The following is a 15,561-nucleotide window of genomic DNA, read 5'->3' as shown; positions in this document are numbered from 1 at the left end:
TCCAGAACTTGTCGTGCTTTTTTACAATCCCTTGCCAGTACGCCAGAGGGGATAGGCATAATAAAGAGTCGAATCTAAGTTTCACTGAATCAGGATGTACATGAAACTGAATGCTTGGATGGCTGCACCGCTGTTGGTCATGTTGGGCCTGAGCTCGGCTCAGGCTGGTTTGTGTGACGTGCCTTTCATGCGTGACGGTGGGCAGATACAACTGACTGGCTCGGGCTTTCTGGCCTTGGGCGCTGATCTGGCTTTTTCTGACGTGAAAAAGCAGGGCGGTGATCAGTGCCAGGCGCGTGTACAGGGCAAGGCCAGTGTAGCTCTGGCCGGTTTGCCGGCCAGCAAGCCCAATATTGACTACGTGATGACGGTGCGCGATGGCCGCACCCGTTTCCAGCGCGATGATGGCCGTGGTGGTCTGGAAGCCGTTCAAGGTTCGTTTGACCTGCGCCTGCTGGGCCTGTTTTCCTACGAACACGGTGGGCTGCAGGAAGGGCAGACCTTCCCGCGCCAGGATTTCCAGATCAATCTGGACAAGCGCTCCCAGTCCAACGCCAATGTCTTGCGCATTCATACCGGTGCGAAGACGGTTGGAGCTCAACAATCGGTACAGACCGCATTGGGCAATTACCAATGTTGGCCTATTCGTTATCAACGCGAGATCGAGCCTACCCAGGCCAGTTTCAGTGGCATCAGTCTGCCCATACCGGGCATCAACTCCCAGGTTACGGATTGGTATTGCCCGGATGTGCAGATGGTGATGAAGCAAGAAAGTATTCAGAACGGTGTCCCGTCCACGGTGGATGTGACGCAACTGAAGTAAACCTGCGACTGACTGGTCTCAGGTACACCGAGTATCTTTATCCTGAAAACAGCGGGTTAAAGAATTTTGTGCGGCGCTGCTATGGCGCCATTCACTTGGCGATACGTATTTGTCGCGTGTCCCTTTCAACTGCAAGGAGTTATTTATGGCTACCAAGAAAAGTGTGGAAAACAGCGGAGACAAATTCATCGAAGAAGTGAAAGCGAGCTTGGATGAAGCTGAAAAACTGATGCGTGAGGCCGCTGAAGCCACGGGCGACAAGGCCGGTGAGCTGCGTGAGAAAGCGCTGCGCTCTCTGCGTGTGACCCGGGATTCCCTGCATGATGCTCAGGAAGCCGTGGTCGAGCACAGTGTGCGTGCCGCCAAGGCAACCGACAACTATGTCCACGACAAGCCCTGGCAAGCCATCGGCGTGGCCGGTATTGTGGGTCTGATGTTCGGTATGCTGATCAGCCGACGTTAATCTGTCTTTGCTCTGCGCTGCGAGCCCTTTGCTGGGCTGCAGCAGCATAAAAAGCAGCCCTGCCGATCTGGACTTTGCGGTCCAGATCGGCAGCCTCTTAGAAATCAGGCTCTTGTCATTGCATGCAATGGCAGGATGTCGCAGAGCAGGGATAAATCATGGCGCTTAGGCAAACTATCAGTCAGCTTGGTTCTACCTTGATAGGGGCTGTCAGTACCAGGCTGGAGCTGTTCGCTCTGGAAGCCGGTCAGCAAAAGGCAAGCCTGATCACCATCTTCAGCATGGTGTTTGGCGCACTGCTGTTCTCCACTCTGGCGGTGCTGGTTTTCAGCTTGTTGCTGGCCTTGTACTTCTGGCCTACGGATTATCGTTACTGGGCTTTGGGAGTGCTGGTCGTTCTGTATGCCGGTTTGGGAGTGGGTCTTTTCCTGGCCGTACGCCGTCGTCTGACCACAGGCCCGATTCCTTTTTCGGCCACCTTGTCCGAGTTGCGTCGCGATGTCGCATTTATTGAGCGCTTGAGGGATTCCGAGGGAGACGGCAAATGAGCACGAAGCAAGAGAGCATGTCCGCCCAGGAGCGGGCTGTGCGTATTGAACTGTTGCGAGTCCGCGCCTCGTTGGAGCGGCAGACCATGTCGTCCCAGATCCACTCCCTGGGCGAAGATTTAAGCCCCGGCAATTTGTGGAACAGCGTCAAGCCTTCGGGTTTGAGCATGGGCGGTGTGGTCACCAGCGCGCTGTCCTTGTCGCGCCGTTATCCGTTCCTGTTGTCCGGTGCTTCTGCCGTGCTGAGCAGTTTTGGCGGGCGCTGGATGCGTATCGGGGCTTTGGCTCTGGGAGCCTGGAAGCTGTTTGATTCTTCCAAGTCGGCACGCGAGAAAGCACGCAATGTACTGGTTCCGGTACGACGCAAAACCGATGTGGACGAGTAAGTCTGCTTGTCTGTTTGAAAACCGGCCCAGGCCGGTTTTTTTTTGCCTGCCAGAAGTTCCACGTTCTGCCCGACTGGTTTTTGAAGGCGGCAAGGCTTATGCTCCGATAATAAATAATTCCAGAACAAAGCTACCCACATCAGGAGACATAGCCCGTCATGCAGGTGCCATTACTGAATGCCTTAAGAACCTTTACGGTGTCGGCGCAAAGGTTGAACTTCACCAAGGCGGCAGAAGACCTGCTGGTCTCTCCCTCGGCAGTCAGCCACCAGATCAAGGTGCTGGAGGAGTATTTGGCTTGCAAGCTGTTTTTGCGTAAAAACCGTTCCCTAGAGCTGACGGATCAGGGCCAGTTTCTGTTTGACCGTTTGCAACGGCCTTTTTACGAGATCAATCAGGCTTTGAGCGAATTGCGCATGCCGCACGGCAAGAGCCGTATCAATCTGTCCTTGCGGCCCTTTGTGTCCAGCATGTGGTTTACCGGGCAGTTGGGAGACTTCTGGCTGAAGCATCCAGACATTGAAATCAACTTGCTGCACAGGCTGCAGGCTCCGGATTTTTTCAGGGACAACATCAATTTTGCTATCGTCTGGGGCAAGCAGGGCGATTGGCCGCAGTTGCAAACCTTGCGCATCATCCCCGGCAATTTGACGCCTGTTTGTGCGCCGTCTTACCTGCAGGCGCATGGCAAGATTACGTCCCCAGAAGATCTGAACCAGCATGTGCTGATTCACGAAGAAAATCAGCTGTGCTGGGAGCAGTGGTTGCGCAAGGCGGCGGGACAGGAGCTGACGGCCAAGAAGAGCTTTCACATTGATGACACCAATGTGCGCATGAATGCGGTCTTGAATGGCCAAGGGGTGATGCTGGGTTGTCCGGCCTTGCTGAAGCCTTTGATCGACAGGAAGGAAATCGTCCAGCTGTTCGATGTGTGTCTGGAAGAGTACGCCTATTTCCTGGCCTACCCCAAGGAGGCAAACCTTAGTCGACAGGAGCAGGAGTTTGTGGATTGGGTGGCGTCGATTGCAATACGCTAGGCGGTAGTTGCCAGATGGCTTCCATGTGTTGTGCTCGGTGACCGGGCTTTCTCCGCTCTTTGCTGATCTTGTCGCTGTCCCTGCGTCTTTAAAAAAACCTGCAAATATGCAGGTTTTTTTATGTGTCGGCCTTTCCGAACCAGGCTGGATGCTCATCGCTCATTTCTCAACGATCAGGGTGTGGAACCCCGATCTGACGCGTGTGACTGGAGGCTATATCAAGCTTCGCCTAGTTCTCACACCGCTCATACCTGCTTGCAAAATACCTGACACGCAGCCATGAATCGGGTTTCATGACGCTGCGAATTTCCACACTTTGCAGTGCTTGCGACCTACCACTTCCCCTTTACCCATATTCAGCAACAAAAAAAACTCATCGTTCCGTCAAATTTGCTCAATTTTCAAGTGTCGCTCCCTGTCGCATGATTGGCCTGACCTAATAAAAGCCATTCATGGTGCTTATGCAAACCAGAGGAGATACTGAGATGAATACCGCTCTACGCTCGCCCATTGCGATTGAAGAATTTGACCGCAGCTACTTTCAGCAGGAAACCGACGAGGTTTTCGCCTTGCCCCCCGAGTGCTTTACCTCGGAAGAGTTTTTCCAGTTTGAGCTGAATGCCGTCTGGAAAAAGCAGTGGTTCTGTGTGGGCCGTGCCACTGACATCCCCAATGCTGGTGACTTCTTCACCTTCGATGTAGGCAATGATGCGCTGTTTGCCATCCGCACTCGTGAAGGTGGCATCAATGTGCTGTCCAATGTCTGTCGTCACCGCAATATGTTGTTGCTGGAAGGTGCAGGCAATGTACGCCGCATCAGCTGCCCCTTGCACGCCTGGGTCTACAACATGGAAGGCGAGCTGGTTTCCGCCCCAGGTCTGACCGATACCGGTGCCAGCTTTGACCCCAAGAGCGTCTGTTTGCCCAAGATCCGCGCCGAGGTTTGGGAAGGCTTTATCTTCATCAACTACGACGCTACGGCACCGGCCTTGCACACCCGCCTAGGCAATCTGGGCAAGCAGCTGGCGAACTATCGCATGTCCGAGCTGAAGTCCTCGGAACCCCTGAAGATGGAAGGTTTCGACTGGAACTGGAAGATCTTCAATGACGAGTGTTACCACTGCAGCTTCCTGCACGCCTCCTCCTGGGGCAGCATGTACGAAACCAATCCGGACCGTGTGGATGAAACCGCTGTCTTCAATGACGTGGCCAATGGCATTGTCTCCTACAACCTGATCTCCACCCACAAAGACGCAGCCCCCACGCATACCGGTTCCATCTTGCAGCCGCCCATGAAGGGTTTGACTGACCAGGAGCGAACTCAGCTTTCCTACGTGACGGTAGCGCCCAACCTTTTGCTGGTGGCCATGCCTGACAAGGTGAAGTACTTCATGTGGCTGCCCAAAAGCGCCAAGCAGTCCACCTATGGCGTGTCCTGGATGTACCCGCAGGAAACGTTGGAGCGCGAGGACCACAAAGAGAAGTTCGATCAGGAACACGATGATCTGTACCCCGTGATGATTGAGGACTTGTTTGCCTGGCGTCGTTCGCATCAGGGCATGCAATCCAACTTTGCCTCCCGTGGCCGTCTGACCAATGAAGAGCTGGTCATCAAGCGTTTGCAAAACTGGCTGATTGATCTGTACCGCGCCGAAGAGCGCCGTGTGGACGAGCAAAGCCGGGTATTGCCGATCCGAGCGATTGCCTAAGGGAGCAGGAGCAGCATCATGCAGCAAACTTTGCAAACACGCGTGTTGAAGAAAACCAGGCTGTCAGAGCGAGTCGTAGGCCTGACCCTGGGTTTGCCAGACGGGGACGCGTTCCCTGTCTGGGAGCCGGGTGCGCATATTGAGCTGGAGCTGGCGGTGTCAAAGACCGAGCCGCTTTACCGTCAATATTCCTTGTGTGGCCAGCAGGCCAATACCCGTGAATGGCAAATTGCCGTTCTGAAAGAAGAAGCCGGGCGGGGCGGCTCTGCGTATATCCATGAGGTGTTGCAGGAAGGTGATGCGCTGGCTGTCAGCGTGCCGAAAAATCACTTTCCCTTTGCTGCAAACAAGAAGTGCTTTTTTGTGGCCGGGGGCATAGGCATCACGCCTATCGTGCCCATGGTCCAGGCCGCTGCGGCAGCCGGCCTGGACTGGCACTTGCTGTATCTGGCAAGAAACGCAGCGGATTTTATTTTTCTGCAAGAGCTGCAACAAGTGGATGCTGCGCGTATCACCACGCATGCCTCCAATCAGGACGGGCTGTTTGATCTGCAAGGCGCATTGAAAACGCTGGATGCACAAACCGTCGTCTATTCCTGCGGTCCGCAACCATTGCTGACCGCCTTGGAAAACTATCAACAGGAACAGGCCGATATTGGCTGGCAACTGGTGCTGGAACGCTTCTCGGTAGAGACCGATCCGGCCCTGCTGCAAGGCAAGGGCTTTACCGTGACTTTGCAAAAATCGGGCAAAAGCATCGCGGTAGCGGGGGATGAAACGATTCTGGCCGCCTTGAAACGGGAAGGCGTACGGGTCAAGTGCTCATGCCAGAACGGCACCTGCGGCACCTGCGAAACCGTGGTCATTTCCGGCTTGCCGGAGCATCGGGATTTTGTGCTGTCGCCAGAAGAACGGCAGCTGAATGAAACCATGATGATCTGCGTTTCGCGCGCCTTGTCGGCCGAACTGGTTTTGGATCTATAACAATAAACAGGAGAAACACCATGAAAAAAGTGGTGGTTACAGGCGGCTCGGGCCGTGTGGGCTCGTACGTTGTACAGCAATTGATGCAGACCATGGATGTGGTCGTGGCGGATCTGAAACCCAGCCAGCATCAGGTTTCTTTTATTCAAACGGATGTGATGGATCTGGAGGCCGTGCGTGCGGCCACCAAAGATGCCGATGCCGTGATTCACCTGGCGGCAATTGATTTTGACTGGAAGGCCGCTGAAGAGCAGTACATCAACGTTAATGTGCGTGGCACCTGGCATGTGCTGCAAGCCTGTCGCGAAAACGGTGTCAAGAAAGTGGTGCTGTGTTCCAGTATTTCGGCTTGCGGTCTGTCCGAGATGCGAGCTGATTGGAAACCCCAGTATCTGCCTGTGGACGAGGCCCATGAAAACAAGCCTTATCAGGCCTACAGCGTCAGCAAGATCGTCATGGAGCAGATGGCAAAAAGCTTTAGTGATGCCAGCGATATGGAAGTGATCTGCTTGCGTCCACTGGCCGTGGTGCTGCCGGAAACCATTGCCGAGTACATCCAGTTTGTCGACAGCCCGCAGCGTAACTGGCTGTTCTATTACATCTGGGCTGCAGATCTGGCGCGTGCTTTTGAGGCCGCCGTGAATCTGCAAGGTTTGCGCTACGGCGTGTTTTTCATTAGCGCAGACGATAGCTCCCACCCCTTGGCAACCACAGACTGGTATCAGCAGATTATTGGCCCTGTGCCTGAAATCAAGAACCCACGCTGGTATCAGAACAATCCTCGTGCCTCCATTTTCAGCAGCCATGCGGCCAAGGAAATTCTGGGCTGGCAACCAAGCACGGACTTCCAGCAACTGCGCCAGGAATACGCGGTGGAAAAAGACCTGGCGTGAAGCGCCCAGGCGCCCTTGACGAACAAATTGAACACGGAGACTTGAGCATGACGGGAATTAAAACCGGCACCTTGGATTGGACGGGTGACAACCCTTTTATTTACTTGAAGACCGACCCTGAACAGGACTGGTCGTCCTTGTCCCTGTACTTTCGCATTGCCAGCTCGGCGTATGGCAGCGGCCAGGCCATCCTGGTGTTGGACAAGCCTTACGAAGACGGGCAGGACAGCGACGCGCGTTTGCTGATCACGGATAACAAGCCCTTGGCCGAGTATCTGGTACGGGACTTCGTGCGCCATTTTGGCCTGTTTCGCAAGGCGGTGGCGCTGGACAAGTTGCAGGTCTTGAGTGACGGCGTTTTCCAGACAGTGAACCGTTTCCCTGAGCTGGTCAGCGAATCTGTCACCTCCGCCAGTGCAGGTCTGACGGTGGAATTGCAATGGCATCACATGACGCAGCCAGCGATTTGTGTGGACCTGCCGCAAAGCCAGACCCAAACCCAGCAGCACGAAATGATGTGCGTGTTCCACCCGGCCCAGCAAGCCAAGGTGCTGATCAATGGCGCGGCCTTGCCGGGCAACACCATAGAGCGGGACTTTAACGGCTCGCGTGCGCAGTCCGCCAGCCTGGCGAACAGCGAAACCTGGGTGCGCGTGGCGTAAGGAGACGATATGGCTCAGCATGTAGAGACGCAGGCCGTGATGCCAGCCTGGACAGGGGTCCGGCCTCTGCAATCCATTTTGCCCTCGCAAGGCCGTCTGGTCTTGCATGCCGGGCCACCGTTTCGGGATGCACAGGAGCTGCCTGCCGCAATCCGAAATTCGGTTTTGATCGGCATTTTGTATGAGGGCTGGGCAGCTAGCAAACAAGAGGCGCAAGCCTTGCTGGACGCAGGGGGCGTGCAACTGGCTCCCGCGCAGGATTACGGCGTGGTGGTGCCATTGGCCGGAGTGGTGACGCCGTCCATGTATCTGATTGAGGTCAGCGACAGCAATCGGCCCGACTACAAGAAATACTCGGTGCTGAATGAAGGCATGCAATGGTGTACCCGCCTGGGTATTTTTGCCGATGAAATGGTGCCGCATCTGCGTTGGCTGCATCAGGATTTGGGTGTGCGGCTGGCTGCACAGTTTCAGGGGCCGGTCGCTCTGGGGCCTATTGTTCAGGCTTCCCTGCTCAATGGTGATGATGGTCATGCTCGTACCATGCATGGCTCCCGGCAGTTGGCCGACATTATTGTTTCCTGGGGCATTAATGACGACGCCAGCCAAAGCTTTCTATATGGTGCGATGGCCTGGGCCTTGAATTACTGGATGGCCGCCAGTGCCTTGATTCTGGCAAATCAGGCTCCTGCTGATGGCGCGGATGCCATCGTTAAAGTTGGCGGTAATGGCTTGCGCTTTGGTTTGCAATTGGCCAGCTCCACAACTTGGCTGGTTACGGACGCTCCTGTTATTGCTGGCAATAAAGAGCCCGGTAATGAGCAGGCAAAAGCACTGGGTGCCCTGGGCGATAGTGCTGTCGTGGATTTTGTAGGGCTGGGTGGCCAGTGTCTGGATCTGGCGGGAATGAGTGCCAGGAATCTGCACGCCTTTCTACCCTCGGACTACCTGACGCGTCAAAACAAGTTCCTGAAAACCCGCTTGCCCTTTCTGGCCGGGCGCAATGGTATTAGCGATTTTGCGCAAGTGATTGCCAACAATACCGGCCCGATGGTGCTGCTGGGCATGATTGACGGTGCCGGAGAACGTGGCCGTGTTGGTGGTGGGGTGGCGACGGTGGATGCCTCTTTATTGCAAGCTCTCAAGGAGTGGCAGCATGAAACGACAGTGGTTTAAGCTGCCTTTGCATCAATTGCTGCATGCTCTGCATACGGGCGAAGCCAGTCTGTCGGAGATCGTGGCCTCCTTTTATGAGCGCATTGCTATACGCGATGACAAGATTGGTGCCTGGCAGTATCTGATTGAGCAGGACGACTATCTGGCCGAGTACGAAAGCCGCAGTGATTTTTACAAGGCCTCGCCCTTGATGGGCCTGCCCTTTGCGGTCAAGGACGTGATTGATACGGCTGGTATTCCCACCACAATGGGCTCGGCTATTCATCAGGATCGGATTCCGGATATGGATGCCTCCTGCGTTACCGCGATGAAAGCGGCAGGCGGCATTTTGATGGGCAAGACGGTCACGACCGAGTTCGCTTATTTTCAGGCTGGCAAGACAAATAACCCGCATGATGCCGAACGCACCCCCGGCGGCTCCTCCAGCGGCTCTGCTGCCGCCGTGGCTGATTTCATGGTGCCAGTCGCCTTCGGGACCCAGACGGCGGCATCGGTCATACGGCCAGCGTCCTACTGTGGCTGCATTGGCTATGTAGGCAGCAAGAACGAGTTTTCCTTGCGCAATATTCAGCCGCTGGCTCAGTCTCTGGACTCCCTGGGCATACTCAGCAACGATGTGCTCGACACGCTCTTGCTGCGCAATATCCTGCTGCACAAGCCCTTGAGTCTGAGCACGCCGGGAGCGCAGGCGGCTTGTGTGTTTGGTGTTTTTTCCGGGCAGGCATTGGGCGACGTTCAGGACAAGATGCTGGAGACCTTGCAGGCGTGCCAGCAGGATTTGTCGGAACAGGGGCATACGCTGGTGGATTTTCCCTTGCAGGACGCCGTTGTTGAATTGACGGCCTTGCATGCTCAGATCATGGCTTATGAAGTGGCCCGGAATCTGGTGTACGAGCAACAGCAGCATGAAACCTTGAGCGCCCATATGCAGTCCTTGATGAGCACGGGTCTGGCTTTTCCCTACAAGGAGTACATCGCTGCCTTGCAAAGAGCGGACACGCTCAAACAGGCAATGCTGCAGTGGTTTGCAGATAGTGGGGCGGATTTCATTCTGGCACCTGCGGCAGCCGGTGTTGCGCCTTATAAAACCGAAGGAACAGGGGCACCTTTCATGAGTCGTGCCTGGCAGTTGCTGGGTTTGCCGGTGGTGTCCCTGCCTTTGGGGTATTTCCAGAAGTTGCCTATGGGTTTGCAGTTGATTGGAAAGCCGCACCAGGATGATGTTTTGCTTTTACAGGCGCGTCAGTTGCAGCAGCGCTTTTTAAACAGCAGCTCAGTTCTGGCGGTGTAGTTTTCTTTTTTCTTTTAAGCGTCCTGTTTTTACAGGACGTTTTTTTGGGCTGCGTTTTTATAGTTTGGGCAGCAGGTACTTTTCAAAGAGCCATTTCAAACCATACAAGGCCCCGAAAATAATCGCGGCAATGGCCAGAAAATCTGCGCTGAAAACGCTTTGCTGTTTATGGGACAGCTCCATATAAACGTGCTCGTCAGCGGGACGGGCGTAAGTCATGGGAATGGAGGTCTTGGGTAAAGTGGCCTGCAAGACGACATAGCTGCCATCGTCAGCCGCTTGCATCAGCAGCTCGTCCACCTGCGTGGGAGCCAGACCGTCGTGATGTCCTGGCTTGCACAACTGCCGGGTTCCCTGAGCCCAGTTGTCATTACTCTCGGGGCAGGAGGCCTGGATGCGGTAGCCATTGCTGAATTGAACCGTCAGCCACCCTTGGGCATGCGAGGCGGCGTCGCTGCTTACGGTTACGTCGGTAAGGCTGATGGTGGTCATGGTGCAAATCCCTTGGGCAGTGCAAGCGCATTCTTCAGTCTGCTTAAGGCAGGAGGTGAGTCTATATTTGACGCGGGCTATAGAAGGCTATTCTATAGAAGCCGGTATGGGAATACTGTTTCTGTATGGGCAGAATCAGCTTTATGTGAATTGCTTTTAATGTAAATCAATGCTCTTTTTCCATAAAAAAACAGCCCTGTTTTACAGGGCTGTTGATTGCGGAAAACCAGCGGGAATAAAGAAGGCTTAACTGGCGCCTGCCTTGCCCATGCTGACAGCCGGTTTGGCATCATGAGCCGGTTCGGTGTGATAGCGGCGCAAAGGCTTGTTGGCAGTTTCGGGCATCAGCACAGTTACCCAGAAAAAGCACAGAACCGCGACCACCGTGACGTAAAACGCGGGAGCCAGATAGCTGCCTGTTTGCGCCGTCAGCCAGATAGCCAGGTAAGGTGCGGTGCCACCAAAAATTGCGAAGGTGATGTTGTAGCACATGCTCGAAGCGGTATAGCGCATGTCGGTCGGGAACATTTCCGAGAGCAGGGTGACGGCCACCACACTGGCTGCCACCTGACCAATGCCGATAATCAACATGCCGAAAATGGCGGCCTCCAACGAAGCTCCCTTGCTGACGATCATATAGGCCGGAATGGTGAACAGCGCATGCCAGACAGCGGCAAATTGCATCATGCGACGGCGGCCCACTCGGTCCGAGATCACACCGGCAAGCGGGGTCAGGGCGGTGACAAACAGCAGGGCAACCATGTTCGCAGTCAGGGACTGGACGGAGGACAAGCCAATGACCGTGCGCAGGAAGGTGTTCATGTAGGTGGAGAAAATGTAGAAGGACAGGGCGTACAGCACGATAAAGCCGCCCAGCTTCACAATATTGGAACCCTCTGCCTTGAACACCTGGGACGCGCTGTAGCTGAGCTGGCCTTTTTTCTCCGCACGCATTTGCTGGAACTCGGGCGACTCGGCCAGATGATCCCGAATGAAGAAGGCCACGATGCCCATGGGAACGGCCAGCAGGAAGATGGTGCGCCAGCCCCAATCGCCCATGGCCTCGGTACCGACAATCGCGGCCAGACCGGCGCTGATCCCGGCTGCCAGTGCAAACGCAAAGTATGTAGCACCGGACATGGCCCAGGCGTAGGAGTTGCGTTTGTTCATGGGGCTGTGTTCAACGGTGTAGATGGTGGCGCCCGTATATTCGCCACCGGCCGACAGCCCCTGAATACAGCGGATGATGATCAGCAGAACCGGAGCCCAGATGCCAATGCTTTCATAGGTTGGAATCAGACCGATGGCGGCGGTGGACCCGGACATCAGCAAGACAGTCAGGGCCAGAATCTTCTTGCGGCCAATGCGGTCGCCCAGCCTGCCAAAGTAGATGCCGCCCAGGGGGCGAACAATAAAGGACACCAGAAATACGGCAAAGGTGGCCAGCAGGCCCGCCATCTTGTCTTCCGAGGGGAAGAAGTTTTGTGCGATGTAGACGGCCATATAGCCGAACAAGGCAAAGTCAAACCATTCAACGATCGTACCGGCCGCTGAACCCATCATTACTTTCTTGATGTGACCCGTATCGGTATGTTCCGATTCGGCCACGGTGCTTTCCCTTTGCATACTTATGTCTCCTCAAGTATTGGGACTATCTGTTTTTTGAAATCAAACCCTGTGGGGGTAGCTGGTTTTTTTATTATTTCTACGTGTCTATCTTTTCTTGGTATTGGTTGAAAGCTCGGCTAGAGCATCGGCTGCAACAGGATGAGTTCCTCCTTTCCGTGGGGCTGGGCATCCGGTCCTGGCATGCTTGCAAAGCGCCATCCAGTGCGTGCTAGATAAGCTAATCCTCTGCAAATTGCTTGTCCATTCACTATTCGCGCACTATTATTGATCGCAATGTTATCAATCTAAAATATGAGCAAAACCATGATTCCCGCACGCCTGGATTTGCATCACCTGCGCGCCTTTAAAACGGTGGCCGAACAGTTGCATTTCAAGAAGGCGGCGGAGCTGCTGCACATCACGCAACCGGGCCTGACGCGCATCATCAAAAAGCTGGAAGATGATTTGCAGGTGGACCTGTTTGAACGCAGCACCCGCCAGGTCAAGCTCACAGCGGCAGGTTTTTTATTGCTGCAGGAAATCGAACAGGTTTTTGTGCATCTGGAGCGCGGTATCGAGCTGGCTCAGAAAGCCAAGTTTGGCGATATCGGACACCTGATCATTGCCTATAACGACTATGCGGTGCAGGACGTGCTGCCCAGAACGCTGGAGCACTTCAAGCAGCAGTATTCGAACATCACAACCGATTTGTTATATATGCCCACGCAACAGCAAATACAGGGCTTGCAGCAGGGCAGTCTGGACCTGGGCTTTGGCTTTGCTTTCTCTGATGACCCCGAGGAACTGGGTGTGCTGTGGAAGCCGGTATGCCGTGATGATCCCATCGTTCTTTTGCAGAGCGATCATCCTTTGGCAAAAGAAAAATCCATCCCCTTGGTGGAACTGGCCAATGAGCGTTTTGTGGTGGGCAGCAAGACGCATTGGCAGGTCTGGCGGCGCTATTTCTATTCCCTGTGTCGACATGCCGGTTTTCATCCCAATTCCGTACAGGAAGCCAGCACCATTACCGGCATCATGAGCATGGTGGCGGCCAATATCGGCATTGCCGTTTTGTCGCAGTCCTTGCGCAAGTACGTGCACCGTGATCTGGTGGCGATTGATCTGGACTTGTCGGGCCAGCATCCGCAGTCCTTCATCAACATCATGTGGCAGGAAAGCAATGCCAACCCCTGTGTGCCTTTATTCATCCAGACCATCTCGTCGGAGCTGATGGCAGCCAGTGCGTAAGGCTTGAGTATTTCTCATGGACCCTTGATGAGCGGTCATGATGCAAGGAGGGCGGTTTTGCTACATTGCAATTTTCAACCCTCTGCCCCTTGCTATGAGCACTTCCCAAATACAGTTTGGCCTTGATCATGTCATGTTGCGTGTCCTGGATCTGGAGCGGTCCCTGGCGTTCTACCGCGATATTCTGGGCATGCATGTGGTGCGCCACACGGACTATGAGTCCGGCCGCTTTACCAATGTGTTTCTCAGCTTTGACCAGAGCACACAGTCCAGTCTGGAGCTGACCTGGAACTGGGATCAAAAAGAGCCGTATGAAAAGGGCGGGGCCTTTGGTCATCTGGCCTTGATGGTCCAGGACGTGCATCAGGCGGTGCGTTATCTGGAAGAGCAGGGCGTCAGGATCAAGACACCTCCCAAGCAGATGAATCACGGTAAACGCACGATCGCCTTTGTGTTTGACCCGGATGAGTACCTGATTGAACTGGTGGAGCCTTTGGCCTTGCCGACCTGATACTGGCCTTGGGCGTAGCGTTGACTGGCCCGCATTCAAGAGCAGAATAAAACAAAGACCATGCACCGTTGCGGTGATGGTCTTTGTTTGTTTTTGGAACATGCCATATGAGGGCGCGTTCTGGCTCACAGCCCCAGCGAACTCCACATATCGTCCACTTTCTTCTTGGTGGACTCATCCATCTGGATAGGCGTACCCCATTCGCGCTGGGTTTCTCCGGGCCATTTATTGGTGGCATCCATGCCCATCTTGCCGCCCAGTCCCGAAACGGGCGAGGCAAAGTCCAGATAGTCGATAGGCGTGTTTTCCACCAGCACGGTATCGCGTACCGGGTCCATACGGGTGGTCATGGCCCAGATCACTTCTTTCCAGTCGCGCGTGTTCACATCCTCGTCCACCACCACGATGAACTTGGTGTACATGAACTGGCGCAAGATGCTCCAGACACCAAACATCACGCGCTTGGCATGGCCTGCGTATTGCTTGCGAATCGACACCACGGCCAGGCGGTAGCTGCAGCCTTCGGGAGGCAGGTAGAAGTCCACAATTTCAGGCAATTGCTTGCGCAGCAGGGGCACAAAGACTTCGTTCAGCGCAACGCCCAGAACGGCAGGCTCATCGGGCGGCTTGCCGGTGTAGGTGCTGTGGTAAATCGGGTTGCGGCGCATGGTGATGCGTTCGACAGTAAAGACCGGGAACCAGTCCTGCTCGTTGTAGTAGCCGGTGTGGTCGCCGTAAGGGCCTTCCAGTGCCATTTCGTAGCTGCTGTCGGCGGGCGGCTTCATGCCTTCGGGGACTTCGGGAGCCAGAGCATCCGGGTGATTGCTGGGCAGGATATGTCCTTCCAGGACAATCTCGGCCCAGGCGGGTACGGACAAGTCGCTACCCAGGGCTTTGGCCACTTCGGTGCGCGAGCCGCGCAGCAAACCGGCAAACTGGTATTCGGACAGACTATCGGGCACGGGGGTGACCGCACCCAGAATGGTGGCGGGGTCGGTGCCCAGGGCAACGGCAATCGGGAAGGGCTTGCCGGGGTTGGTCAGTGCATGATCGCGGAAGTCCAAGGCACCGCCACGGTGGGACAACCAGCGCATGATGAGCTTGTTACGGCCAATCAGCTGTTGACGGTAGATACCGAGGTTCTGACGCTTGGCGTGGGGGCCTTTGGTAATCACCAAGCCCCAGGTCAGCAAGGGGGCCACGTCGCCGGGCCAGCACAGTTGCAAGGGGATCTGGTTCAGGTCCACATCCTTGCCTTCCAGCACCACTTCCTGACACGCGGGAGAGCGGACATTCTTGGGGCTCATATCCCACAGGGCGGACTTGAGCATGGATACTTTGGACAGCGCATCACGCATCCCGGTGGGGGCTTGCGGCTCTTTCAGATTGGCCAGCAGCTCGCCAGTGTCGCGTAATGCCGACACATCCTGTGCACCCATGCCCCAGGCGACGCGTTGCGGCGTGCCGAACAAATTGGCCAGGACAGGCATGGCGGCTTTGGAGCCTTGATGCTGGGCATTTTCAAACAAAAGCGCCGGCCCACCGGCACGCAGTACCCGGTCACTGATTTCAGTCATTTCCAGCGAGGTGGAAACTGGCTGCGTAATCCGCTTCAGATCGCCCTTGGCTTCCAGCTGGGCAATAAAGTCTCTCAAGTCACGGTATTTCACAGAAGAACGGGGCTCCGCTTGCAGATATTTTTGGTTAAGACCTTGAACAGGTTCTAAGGT

16 protein-coding genes are annotated in these 15,561 nt (G+C 55.2%); 13 read left to right on the top strand and 3 right to left on the bottom strand.

The features are described 5' to 3' along the window. Positions 1-100: 100 nt before the first annotated feature. The 11 genes from ACFPDR_RS11735 (at position 101) to ACFPDR_RS11685 (ending at position 9,972) form a co-directional block, all read left to right on the top strand. Entirely contained in the window at positions 101-823 is a 723-nt protein-coding gene (locus tag ACFPDR_RS11735; RefSeq protein WP_009455166.1) for a hypothetical protein, read from the top strand. A 145-nt stretch (positions 824-968) separates the two neighbouring features. Further along, a complete protein-coding gene (locus ACFPDR_RS11730; RefSeq protein WP_009455165.1) occupies positions 969-1,286 on the top strand; it encodes a DUF883 family protein in 318 nt (105 codons plus the stop codon). Positions 1,287-1,444: 158 nt separating this feature from the next. Beyond that, complete coding sequence (locus ACFPDR_RS11725; protein ID WP_009455164.1) at positions 1,445-1,834, top strand: phage holin family protein; 390 nt, start codon at positions 1,445-1,447, stop codon at positions 1,832-1,834. Then, positions 1,831-2,220 (top strand): hypothetical protein, encoded by a 390-nt coding sequence (locus ACFPDR_RS11720; protein WP_035271170.1) that lies wholly within the window; start codon positions 1,831-1,833, stop codon positions 2,218-2,220. Before ACFPDR_RS11725 ends, ACFPDR_RS11720 begins: the two co-directional genes overlap by 4 nt. A gap of 158 nt (positions 2,221-2,378) precedes the next feature. After that, positions 2,379-3,257, top strand: coding sequence for a LysR substrate-binding domain-containing protein (locus tag ACFPDR_RS11715; protein ID WP_376911154.1), 879 nt, complete (start codon positions 2,379-2,381; stop codon positions 3,255-3,257). 485 nt (positions 3,258-3,742) lie between these two features. Then, positions 3,743-4,966: an aromatic ring-hydroxylating oxygenase subunit alpha gene (locus ACFPDR_RS11710; protein ID WP_376911153.1), complete on the top strand. Its 1,224-nt coding sequence runs from the start codon at positions 3,743-3,745 to the stop codon at positions 4,964-4,966. 18 nt (positions 4,967-4,984) lie between these two features. Then, positions 4,985-5,950, top strand: a complete 966-nt coding sequence (locus ACFPDR_RS11705; RefSeq protein WP_203145081.1) for a PDR/VanB family oxidoreductase — start codon at positions 4,985-4,987, stop codon at positions 5,948-5,950. Positions 5,951-5,970: 20 nt separating this feature from the next. After that, the gene (locus ACFPDR_RS11700) at positions 5,971-6,843 is read left to right on the top strand and encodes an NAD-dependent epimerase/dehydratase family protein (protein WP_035271165.1); all 873 of its coding nucleotides are present in this window, start codon (positions 5,971-5,973) and stop codon (positions 6,841-6,843) included. Between the two features lie 47 nt (positions 6,844-6,890). After that, the gene (locus ACFPDR_RS11695) at positions 6,891-7,505 is read left to right on the top strand and encodes an NAD-dependent dehydratase (protein ID WP_203145080.1); all 615 of its coding nucleotides are present in this window, start codon (positions 6,891-6,893) and stop codon (positions 7,503-7,505) included. A 9-nt stretch (positions 7,506-7,514) separates the two neighbouring features. Next, a complete protein-coding gene (locus ACFPDR_RS11690) occupies positions 7,515-8,681 on the top strand; it encodes a DUF1116 domain-containing protein (protein ID WP_376911152.1) in 1,167 nt (388 codons plus the stop codon). Beyond that, positions 8,662-9,972, top strand: coding sequence for an amidase (locus ACFPDR_RS11685; protein ID WP_321290034.1), 1,311 nt, complete (start codon positions 8,662-8,664; stop codon positions 9,970-9,972). The genes ACFPDR_RS11690 and ACFPDR_RS11685 overlap by 20 nt, the downstream gene beginning before the upstream one ends. A gap of 57 nt (positions 9,973-10,029) precedes the next feature. Here the strand turns inward: ACFPDR_RS11685 and ACFPDR_RS11680 are convergent, their stop codons facing one another. Beyond that, positions 10,030-10,464: a hypothetical protein gene (locus tag ACFPDR_RS11680; protein WP_035271159.1), complete on the bottom strand. Its 435-nt coding sequence runs from the start codon at positions 10,462-10,464 to the stop codon at positions 10,030-10,032. A 246-nt stretch (positions 10,465-10,710) separates the two neighbouring features. Further along, positions 10,711-12,090 (bottom strand): MFS transporter, encoded by a 1,380-nt coding sequence (locus ACFPDR_RS11675; RefSeq protein WP_022983431.1) that lies wholly within the window; start codon positions 12,088-12,090, stop codon positions 10,711-10,713. Positions 12,091-12,396: 306 nt separating this feature from the next. On the opposite strand from ACFPDR_RS11675, the gene ACFPDR_RS11670 reads away from it, so the two are divergent. Next, entirely contained in the window at positions 12,397-13,320 is a 924-nt protein-coding gene (locus ACFPDR_RS11670; protein ID WP_230940579.1) for a LysR family transcriptional regulator, read from the top strand. 94 nt (positions 13,321-13,414) lie between these two features. Then, positions 13,415-13,831 carry a lactoylglutathione lyase gene (gene gloA / locus ACFPDR_RS11665; protein WP_035271471.1) on the top strand — a complete coding sequence of 139 codons (417 nt, stop codon included), beginning with the start codon at positions 13,415-13,417 and terminating at the stop codon, positions 13,829-13,831. A 125-nt stretch (positions 13,832-13,956) separates the two neighbouring features. Here gloA and ACFPDR_RS11660 read toward each other — a convergent pair whose 3' ends face one another. Further along, a complete protein-coding gene (locus ACFPDR_RS11660) occupies positions 13,957-15,501 on the bottom strand; it encodes a UbiD family decarboxylase (RefSeq protein ID WP_035271470.1) in 1,545 nt (514 codons plus the stop codon). Between the last annotated feature and the right edge of the window lie 60 nt (positions 15,502-15,561).

Origin of the sequence: Alcaligenes sp. GCM10023179 (assembly GCF_042653705.1) — a bacterium.
GTDB lineage: Bacteria > Pseudomonadota > Gammaproteobacteria > Burkholderiales > Burkholderiaceae_B > Alcaligenes > Alcaligenes phenolicus.
This window is presented reverse-complemented; position numbering and strand designations above follow the sequence as displayed.